The organism is Pseudomonas sp. 2VD, assembly GCF_005503585.1.
In the GTDB taxonomy this organism is placed as follows: domain Bacteria; phylum Pseudomonadota; class Gammaproteobacteria; order Pseudomonadales; family Pseudomonadaceae; genus Pseudomonas; species Pseudomonas aeruginosa.
Window position 1 is genome coordinate 1 of record NZ_SCND01000507.1, and the last position, 3,342, is coordinate 3,342.

The 3,342-nt window shown below is 68.3% G+C and carries 3 protein-coding genes; all 3 read left to right on the forward strand.

Going from position 1 to position 3,342, the window contains the following annotated elements:
- Positions 1 to 1,846, forward strand: a 1,846-nt coding sequence (locus tag FFS27_RS30680; protein ID WP_096760157.1) for an AsmA family protein, incomplete at its 5' end; no start/stop codon positions are given.
- A complete protein-coding gene (gene mutY, locus FFS27_RS30685; RefSeq protein WP_003110600.1) occupies positions 1,843 to 2,910 on the forward strand; it encodes an A/G-specific adenine glycosylase in 1,068 nt (355 codons plus the stop codon). The genes FFS27_RS30680 and mutY, both read left to right, overlap by 4 nt.
- 43 nt (positions 2,911 to 2,953) lie before the next feature.
- Positions 2,954 to 3,226: an oxidative damage protection protein gene (locus tag FFS27_RS30690; RefSeq protein ID WP_003096100.1), complete on the forward strand. Its 273-nt coding sequence runs from the start codon at positions 2,954 to 2,956 to the stop codon at positions 3,224 to 3,226.
- Positions 3,227 to 3,342: the final 116 nt, after the last annotated feature.

Consider the following 3,342-nt stretch of genomic DNA (forward strand, 5'->3'; position numbering starts at 1 on the left):
GCCCCAGGCCCCGTCCGCTCCTTCCGCCACCCCGCCGGCAGCGGACGGCAAGGGCGCCCAGGCGCAGGCACCCGAGCAGGCGCCGCAGAACGACAGCCCGCGCACCCCGATCAAGCTCGACATCGACAGCCTCAACGTCAACAACGCCCGCGTCACCTACACCGACGAAGCCAGCGGCAAGCAGTACAACGTCGAGGGCATCGAGCTGAGTACCGGCGCCATTCGCGAAGGCAGCAGCATTCCGCTGAAGCTCAACGCCTACCTCGGCACCAACCAGCCGGTGGTGCGGGTCAAGACCGAGCTGACCGGCAACCTGCGCTTCGACACCGCGCTCAGGCGCTACCAGTTGGAAGACGCCAGGCTCTCCGGCGAGGCCTCGGGCGAGCCGCTGCAAGGCAAGACCGCCACCTTCTCCGCCCAGGGCCAGTTGCTGCTCGACCAGTCGGCGCAGATCGCCGAGTGGAACGGTCTGAAGCTGAGCGTCAACCAGTTGCGCGCCCTCGGCGAACTGAAGGCCCGCGAGCTGGACAAGGACGCCAAGTTCAGCGGCGGCCTGTCGATCGCGCCGATGAACCTGCGCGAGTTCCTCGCCGGCATCGGTGTGACCCTGCCGGCCATGGCCGACGCCAACACCCTCGGCAAGTTCGAGCTGAACACCCGCCTGGCCGGCAGCCGCAACAGCCTGAATCTCGAAGACCTCAAGCTGGGTCTGGACGACACCGCCTTCAGCGGCCGCTTCGGCATCGCCGATTTCGCCAGGCAATCGCTGCGCGCCCAGCTCAAGGGCGACAAGCTCGACCTCGACCGCTACCTGCCGGCCAAGGCCAAGCAGGCCCAGGATGCCGCCAGCGCCACGCGCAAGGCGGAAGTCGACGCCACCGTGGCCAGTGCCGCCCAGGGCAACACGCCGCTACCGGAAAAACCGACCAGGCAGGCCTGGAGCGACGCGCCGTTGCTGCCCATGGCGACCCTGCGCAAGCTCGACCTGGACGTGGCGCTGAACTTCGGTCGGCTGACCGTCGAGAAGCTGCCGATCGACGACGCCAGCCTGAAGCTGCGTGGCCAGGGCGGCGTGATCAGCCTCGACGACATGCGCGGCGGGCTGTACAACGGCCGCTTCAACGCCAAGGCCAACCTCGACGTACGCCAGGACAGCGCCGTGTTGACCGCCACCAAGCACATCGCCAACGTGCCGGTGGAGCGCTTGCTCGAAGCCCAGGGCAAGAAACCGCCGGTGAAGGGGCTGCTCGACCTCGACGCCGACATCCGCACCAGCGGCAACAGCGAGAAGTCCTGGATCGACCATCTCAACGGCAGCGCACGCTTCAGCCTGATCAACGGCGTGCTGCTCGACGCCAACCTGGAACAACAGCTCTGCCAGGGCATCGCTACCCTCAACCGCAAGGCCCTTGCCGGTACCCACGGCGGCAAGGACACGCCTTTCCGCGAGCTCAAGGGCAGCCTGAACTTCACCAACGGCGTGGCCAGCAACCCTGACCTGAAGGTCGCCATTCCCGGCCTGGCGGTCAGCGGCCACGGCGATATCGACCTGCGCGTGCTGGGCATGGACTATCGCATCGGCGTGGAGATCCAGGGCGACAAGAGCGACATGCCGGACCCGGCCTGCCAGGTCAACCAGCGCTACGCCGGCATCGAATGGCCGCTGCTCTGCCGCGGCCCGCTGGAACTCGGCGCCAAGGCCTGCCGCCTGGACAAGGAAGGCCTGGGCAAGGTCGCCGCGAAACTGGCCGGCAATCGCCTCAACGAAAAACTCGAAGAGAAGCTCGGCGACAAGGTCAGTCCGGAGCTGAAAGACGCACTCAAAGGGCTGTTCAACCGCAAATGACACCTGAAGGCTTCAACGGCGCGGTCCTCGACTGGTACGACCGTCACGGTCGTAAGGACCTGCCCTGGCAGCAGGGCATCACCCCCTACCGGGTGTGGGTCTCGGAAATCATGCTGCAACAGACCCAGGTCAGCACCGTGCTCGGTTACTTCGACCGTTTCATGGCAGCGTTGCCCGACGTCGAGGCACTGGCCGCGGCGGCCGAGGACGAAGTCCTGCACCTGTGGACCGGGCTCGGCTACTACAGCCGTGCGCGCAACCTGCACAAGACCGCGCAGATCGTGGTCGAGCGGCATGCCGGGGAGTTCCCCCGCGACGTCGAGCAACTCGCCGAACTGCCCGGCATCGGCCGCTCCACCGCTGGAGCCATCGCCAGCCTGTCGATGGGCCTGCGCGCCCCGATCCTCGACGGCAACGTCAAGCGCGTACTGGCGCGCTACCTGGCGCAGGACGGCTATCCCGGCGAACCGAAGGTGGCCAGGGCGCTGTGGGAGGCCGCCGAACGCTTCACCCCGCACGCACGGGTCAACCACTACACCCAGGCGATGATGGACCTCGGCGCTACCCTCTGCACGCGCAGCAAGCCCAGTTGCCTGCTTTGCCCGCTGGTCTCCGGCTGCCGCGCGCACCTGCTCGGCCGCGAAGCCGATTATCCGCAGCCCAAGCCGCGCAAGGCGTTGCCGCAGAAGCGCACGCTGATGCCGATCCTGGCCAACCGCGACGGCGCCATACTGCTCTACCGGCGGCCTTCCAGCGGACTCTGGGGCGGGCTCTGGAGCCTCCCTGAACTGGACGACCTCGACGGCCTCGAACCGCTCGCCGCGCGCCATTCCCTGGCCCTCGGCGAGCGCCGCGAACTGAGCGGCCTGACCCATACCTTCAGTCATTTCCAGCTCGCCATCGAGCCCTGGCTGGTGGCGGTGGAAGGCGCTCCGCGCGCCGTGGCCGAGGGCGACTGGCTCTGGTATAACCTCGCCACCCCGCCGCGCCTGGGCCTCGCCGCTCCGGTGAAGAAGCTGCTCAAGCGCGCAGAACAGGAACTCGGACGCGGCACGGCCGCGTGAATGCCGGGCCCGCGGGCCCGGCGGCAACTGCAGGAGAACGACCATGAGCCGCACCGTGATGTGCCGCAAGTACCACGAAGAGCTGCCCGGCCTCGACCGCCCGCCGTATCCGGGCGCGAAGGGCGAGGACATCTACAACAACGTGTCGCGCAAGGCCTGGGACGAGTGGCAGAAGCACCAGACCATGCTGATCAACGAGCGTCGCCTGAACATGATGAACGCCGAGGACCGCAAGTTCCTCCAGCAGGAGATGGACAAGTTCCTCTCCGGCGAGGACTACGCCAAGGCCGACGGCTACGTGCCGCCATCCGCCTGACCCCCACCCCCCCCGACGGAGGCCGCCCACACCCCACCCCTCCCTCCCCCCCCCCCCCCCCCCACCCCCCCACCCCCCCCCCCTCCCCCCACCTCCCCCCCCCCCCCACCCCCACC

Bases quoted from the DNA above. Each gene is read 5' to 3' on its own strand.
- mutY (WP_003110600.1), top strand. From the start codon at position 1,843: ATGACACCTGAAGGCTTCAACGGCGCGGTCCTCGACTGGTACGACCGT.
- FFS27_RS30690 (WP_003096100.1), top strand. From the start codon at position 2,954: ATGAGCCGCACCGTGATGTGCCGCAAGTACCACGAAGAGCTGCCCGGC.